At 60.0% G+C, this 5,243-nt stretch carries 6 protein-coding genes and 1 pseudogene; 1 reads left to right on the top strand and 6 read right to left on the bottom strand.

The annotated features are described in order from the left end of the window. From F2P67_RS27600 to dadA, 6 genes and pseudogenes are all read right to left on the bottom strand, one after another. Positions 1-400: pseudogene (locus tag F2P67_RS27600) on the bottom strand (acetyl-CoA hydrolase); the annotation flags it as partial. Between the two features lie 136 nt (positions 401-536). Beyond that, positions 537-953: a c-type cytochrome gene (locus tag F2P67_RS27605; RefSeq protein WP_166222261.1), complete on the bottom strand. Its 417-nt coding sequence runs from the start codon at positions 951-953 to the stop codon at positions 537-539. A 181-nt stretch (positions 954-1,134) separates the two neighbouring features. Continuing rightward, positions 1,135-1,683, bottom strand: a complete 549-nt coding sequence (locus F2P67_RS27610) for a cupin domain-containing protein (RefSeq protein ID WP_166221791.1) — start codon at positions 1,681-1,683, stop codon at positions 1,135-1,137. A gap of 88 nt (positions 1,684-1,771) precedes the next feature. After that, positions 1,772-2,845 (bottom strand): alanine racemase, encoded by a 1,074-nt coding sequence (alr, locus tag F2P67_RS27615; protein ID WP_166222263.1) that lies wholly within the window; start codon positions 2,843-2,845, stop codon positions 1,772-1,774. Between the two features lie 94 nt (positions 2,846-2,939). Then, a complete protein-coding gene (locus F2P67_RS27620; RefSeq protein WP_166221793.1) occupies positions 2,940-3,293 on the bottom strand; it encodes a RidA family protein in 354 nt (117 codons plus the stop codon). After that, positions 3,265-4,569, bottom strand: a complete 1,305-nt coding sequence (gene dadA / locus F2P67_RS27625) for a D-amino acid dehydrogenase (RefSeq protein WP_166221795.1) — start codon at positions 4,567-4,569, stop codon at positions 3,265-3,267. The genes F2P67_RS27620 and dadA overlap by 29 nt, the downstream gene beginning before the upstream one ends. A 153-nt stretch (positions 4,570-4,722) precedes the next feature. On the opposite strand from dadA, the gene F2P67_RS27630 reads away from it, so the two are divergent. Beyond that, positions 4,723-5,211, top strand: a complete 489-nt coding sequence (locus tag F2P67_RS27630; RefSeq protein WP_003177284.1) for an Lrp/AsnC ligand binding domain-containing protein — start codon at positions 4,723-4,725, stop codon at positions 5,209-5,211. Positions 5,212-5,243 lie beyond the last annotated feature (32 nt).

The raw sequence follows: 5,243 nt of genomic DNA on the forward strand, positions 1-5,243 counted from the left end.
CCGCATGGCTGTAGTTGCTGCTGACGTAGTCTTGCTGGGCCGGCGCGCTGTTGAGCAGGCTGCCGGGCTGCATGAAAAACTGCTCGATGCGGATGTTGGCCGGCAGGCTGTCGCGCTGCAGGTCGGCGAGGAAATCGAATTCCGGATAATCGCCGAAAACCCGCTCGACGAAGGGTTCGATAAAGCGCTTCTGCAAACCGTCGCCCAGATTCGGGCGACCCAGGCACAGGGCGGTATAGATCGTCAGTTGCCGCTCGGGCAGGCCCTTGATCCGCCGGTACAGCGCGTTGACGAAATGATTGGGTTTGCCCAGCCCCAGTGGCAAGCCCATGTGGATATGCGCCGGCAATCGCGCCAGTACGTCGTCCACTGCCTGTTCGATCGAACACAACTGCACCATCTGAAGCCTCCCGCCCGTTCCGTGAATAGAGGTACGACCGAGATTGCCGGTTGTTTGCTGCAATGAACAGCCTCAGGCCTGAATCGCGGGCACAAAAAAACCGTCCGGAGACGGTTTTTTTCATCAGAAGCGCGGCTTATTTCAGGCCGGACATCTTCTGGATCGCGCCCTTGAGCTCGTCATCCGAACAGTCGGCGCAGGTGCCTTTTGGCGGCATGGAGTTGATGCCGGTGATGGCCTTGGCCAGGATGCCGTCGAGGCCGCCCTGGTGATCGGCGCGCTCTTTCCAGGCTGCGGCGTCACCGATTTTCGGTGCGCCCAACAGGCCAGTGCCGTGGCAAGCGTTGCAATGTTTGGCAATCACTTCATCCGGGGTTTTCGCACCGCCACCGCCGCCGGCAGTCGCAGCCACTTCCATTCCCTTGCATTCCTGTCCCTGAACGCACACCTGGCCGACAGGCTCGAGGCGTTTGGCAATGTCGTCGTTCGTCGCAGCTTGAGCGCTGACAGCCCAGAGGGCCAGTACGGTTGCTGGTGCGGCCAGCATTTTCATAATTAGGTTCACGCGTTCACCCTCAATGGTGGCTATTCACGCCTGCGGCCACGGTTCGCAGGCGGGCGGAAGTATAGCGGGTAGCCCGCCACACTGAAACAACCCCATAGTCGAAGGGGTTATACCGCGCGGTAGAAAAACTCTCCGGATGCCTTTGCCATCATGGCTTGGCACCTCTTTATCAAAAATTTGCCGGCGTGGCTGCGCTGATTAGTCGCGCAGGCAAGTCGAACGGATTACGGAAACGATGCGGCTTGGTACTTTCAAAGTAGTAGCTGTCGCCGGCTTCGAGAATAAAAGTTTCCAGACCCACCACCAGTTCCAGACGACCTTCCACCAGAATCCCGGTTTCCTCACCTTCGTGGGTGAGCATTTCTTCGCCGGTATCGGCGCCCGGCGGGTAGATTTCATTAAGGAAAGCGATGGCCCGGCTCGGGTGCGCGCGGCCGACCAGCTTCATGGTCACGGCGCCGTCGGAAATGTCGATCAGCTCGTTGGCCTTGTAGACGATCTGGGTTGGTTTTTCCTGCAGAATCTCTTCGGAAAAGAACTCGACCATGGACATGGGAATGCCGCCCAACACCTTCCTCAACGAACTGATCGAGGGGCTGACGCTGTTCTTTTCGATCATCGAAATGGTGCTGTTGGTGACGCCCGCGCGTTTGGCGAGTTCACGCTGGGAAAGCCCTTTGAGCTTGCGGATCGATTGCAGTCGTTCACCGACGTCCAAGGCTGGAGCCTCCTGATGTTGTAGAAATATTGAGCGTTATCATGGCGACAGCGTTCAGTATTTACAACACGTGGGCTCCGTTGCGGCCTCAAGCCTCGGAATAGAGCCTTGGCACTCGACGCAGGTTGCAGAAAATCTGGTACGGAATGGTGTCGGCCCACTTCGCCACTTCGCTGGCGAGGATGTTTTTACCCCACAGCTCGACGGTCGAACCGAGGTCGGCTTCCGGCACATCGGTGAGGTCGATGCAGAGCATGTCCATCGAAACGCGACCGAGAATCCGGCTGCGCTTGCCCGCTACCAGCACCGGAGTGCCGGTCGGCGCCTGACGAGGGTAGCCATCGGCATAACCCATGGCGACCACGCCGATGCGCATTGGCTTGTCGGTGATGAATTTTGCGCCGTAGCCAATCGGCTCGCCGGCGGGCAACTCACGTACGCAGATCACTTTCGATTCGAGGGTCATCACTGGTTTCAAGCGCTCGGCCACAGCGTTGGCTTCTTCGAACGGCGTGGCGCCGTAGAGCATGATGCCGGGACGCACCCAGTCGCTGTGAATCTGCGGCCAGCCGAGCACGGCAGGCGAATTGCGCAGACTGACTTCGGCCGCCAGGCCCTGACGCGCAGCCTCGAACACCGCCACCTGATCGGCACTGCTCTGTTCGTGCAGTTCATCGGCGCGGGCGAAGTGGCTCATCAGCACGATTTTCGCCACTTTGCCGCTGGCCAGCAGACGCTGGTACGCGGCCGCGTAATCCTTGGGATGCAGGCCCACGCGGTGCATGCCCGAATCGAGTTTCAGCCACACGGTGATCGGCTTGCTCAGCGCAGCCTGCTCGATCGCTTCGAGCTGCCACAGCGAATGCACCACGGTCCAGAAATCATGCTCGACGATCAGTGCCAGTTCATCGGCCTCAAAGATGCCTTCCAGCAACAACACCGGTGCACGAATACCGGCAGCGCGTAGCTCCAGCGCTTCTTCGATGCAGGCGACGGCAAAACCATCGGCCTCGGCTTCCAGCGCCTGGGCGCAGCGCACCGCGCCGTGACCGTAGGCATCGGCCTTGATCACTGCCAGCGCCTTGGCGCCGGTGACTTCGCGGGCAATTTGGTAGTTGTGACGCAGGGCTTGAAGGTCGATCAGGGCACGGGCAGGACGCATGGCAGCAGACTTCTTGGCGGTCATGGGAAGAAAAACCGGCGCTGGCTGACGACGTGAACCGCCAACAGCGCCGGGAGAGGGATCTTTGAATCAGTTACGGCAGCGCGGCAACGATGGAAATCTCCACCAGAATGCTCGGCTTGGCCATTTTCGCTTCAACGGTCGCACGGGCCGGAGCAGCGCCTTTAGGCAGCCACTGGTCCCACACCGAGTTCATTGCGGCAAAGTGCGCTTCGATGTCGTTCAGGTAAATCGTCGCCGACAACAGGTGCTGTTTGTCGGTGCCGGCCAGGTCGAGCAAACGCTCGATGTTGGCCAGTACGTCGCGGGTCTGCTGTTCGACACCGGCGTTGAAGTCATCACCGACCTGCCCGGACAGATATACCGTCCCGTTGTGGCTGACGATCTGACTCATGCGCTCATTGGTGAGCTGGCGCTGGATTGCCATGCTTTGCGGACTCCTGGGTTTGATTGCCGTAACGGGAAATATCGAGGCCTTCGGCGCTGATCTGCGGCTTTTTCTTCGCCATCAGGTCGGCCAGCAAACGACCGGAACCGCACGCCATGGTCCAACCGAGGGTGCCGTGACCGGTGTTGAGGAACAGGTTCTTGAAGGGCGTGGCGCCGACGATCGGCGTGCCATCCGGCGTGGTCGGACGCAGACCGGTCCAGAAACTCGCCTCGGCCAGATTGCCGCCCTGAGGATAAAGGTCGTTGACGATCATCTCCAGGGTTTCGCGCCGACGCGGATTCAGCGACAGGTCAAAACCGGCAATCTCGGCCATGCCGCCGACGCGGATGCGGTTGTCGAAACGGGTGATCGCGACCTTGTAGGTCTCGTCGAGAATGGTCGAAGTCGGAGCCATCGCCGGGTTGGTGATCGGCACGGTCAGCGAGTAACCCTTGAGCGGATACACCGGGGCCTTGATGCCCAGCGGCTTGAGCAGTTGTGGCGAGTAGCTGCCGAGGGCCAGCACGTAGCGGTCGGCAGTTTCCAGCTTGCCATCGATCCACACACCGTTGATGCGATCACCAGCGAAGTCGAGTTTCTGGATATCCTGACCGAAACGGAATTCCACGCCCAGTTTCACGGCCATTTCGGCGAGACGGGTGGTGAAGATCTGGCAATCGCCGGTCTGGTCGTTCGGCAGGCGCAGGGCACCCGCGAGGATGTCGGTGACATTGGCCAGTGCCGGCTCGACGCGGGCGATGCCGGCGCGGTCGAGGACTTCAAACGGTACGCCGGACTCTTTCAGCACGGCGATGTCTTTGGCGGCGCCATCCAGCTGAGCCTGGGTGCGGAACAACTGAGTCGTACCGAGGCTGCGGCCTTCGTAGGCAATACCGGTTTCGGCGCGTAATTCGTCGAGGCAGTCGCGGCTGTACTCGGACAGACGCACCATGCGCTCCTTGTTCACCGCGTAACGGTTGGCGGTGCAGTTGCGCAGCATCTGCGCCATCCACAGGTACTGATCGATGTCGGCGGTGGCCTTGATCGCCAGCGGTGCGTGGCGCTGCAACAGCCACTTGATGGCCTTGAGCGGCACGCCCGGCGCAGCCCACGGCGAGGCATAGCCCGGCGAAACCTGGCCGGCGTTGGCGAAGCTGGTCTCCATGGCCGCGGCGGGCTGCCGGTCGACCACCACCACTTCAAACCCGGCACGGGCCAGATAGTAAGCACTGGCGGTACCGATGACGCCGCTACCCAAGACCATAACGCGCATTTTTTATCCCTCTCGCGGCGTGCCGCGTACGTCTGTTGTTAGAGCAATGATGCGCGCAGTGTAAAAAATAAATGCCAGTGCTTTTCACTATATAAGCGCCTATATTTGGCGACAATTCTCGGCAAAAACCCTTTTCACGGAGGCGCATCCCCTATGCGTACCAACACTCAGACCAAACGTGAGCTGGACAAGATCGACCGCAACATCTTGCGGATCCTGCAGGCGGACGGGCGGATTTCATTCACCGAACTGGGTGAGAAAGTCGGGCTCTCCACCACGCCTTGCACCGAGCGGGTGCGGCGTCTGGAGCGTGAGGGGATCATCATGGGCTACAACGCCCGGCTGAATCCGCAGCACTTGAAGGGTAGTCTGCTGGTGTTCGTCGAGATCAGCCTCGACTACAAATCCGGCGATACTTTCGAAGAGTTCCGACGCGCGGTGCTGAAATTGCCGCACGTGCTGGAGTGCCACCTGGTGTCAGGGGATTTCGACTATCTGGTGAAGGCGCGGATTTCCGAAATGGCTTCGTACCGCAAACTGCTGGGCGACATCCTCTTGAAGCTGCCGCATGTGCGCGAGTCCAAAAGCTATATCGTGATGGAAGAGGTAAAGGAAAGTTTGAGCCTGCCGATTCCGGACTGAGTTTTTTTGTATTACCTGGCCCAGCCCTATCG

This window comes from Pseudomonas atagonensis (assembly GCF_011369485.1).
Taxonomy (GTDB): domain Bacteria; phylum Pseudomonadota; class Gammaproteobacteria; order Pseudomonadales; family Pseudomonadaceae; genus Aquipseudomonas; species Aquipseudomonas atagonensis.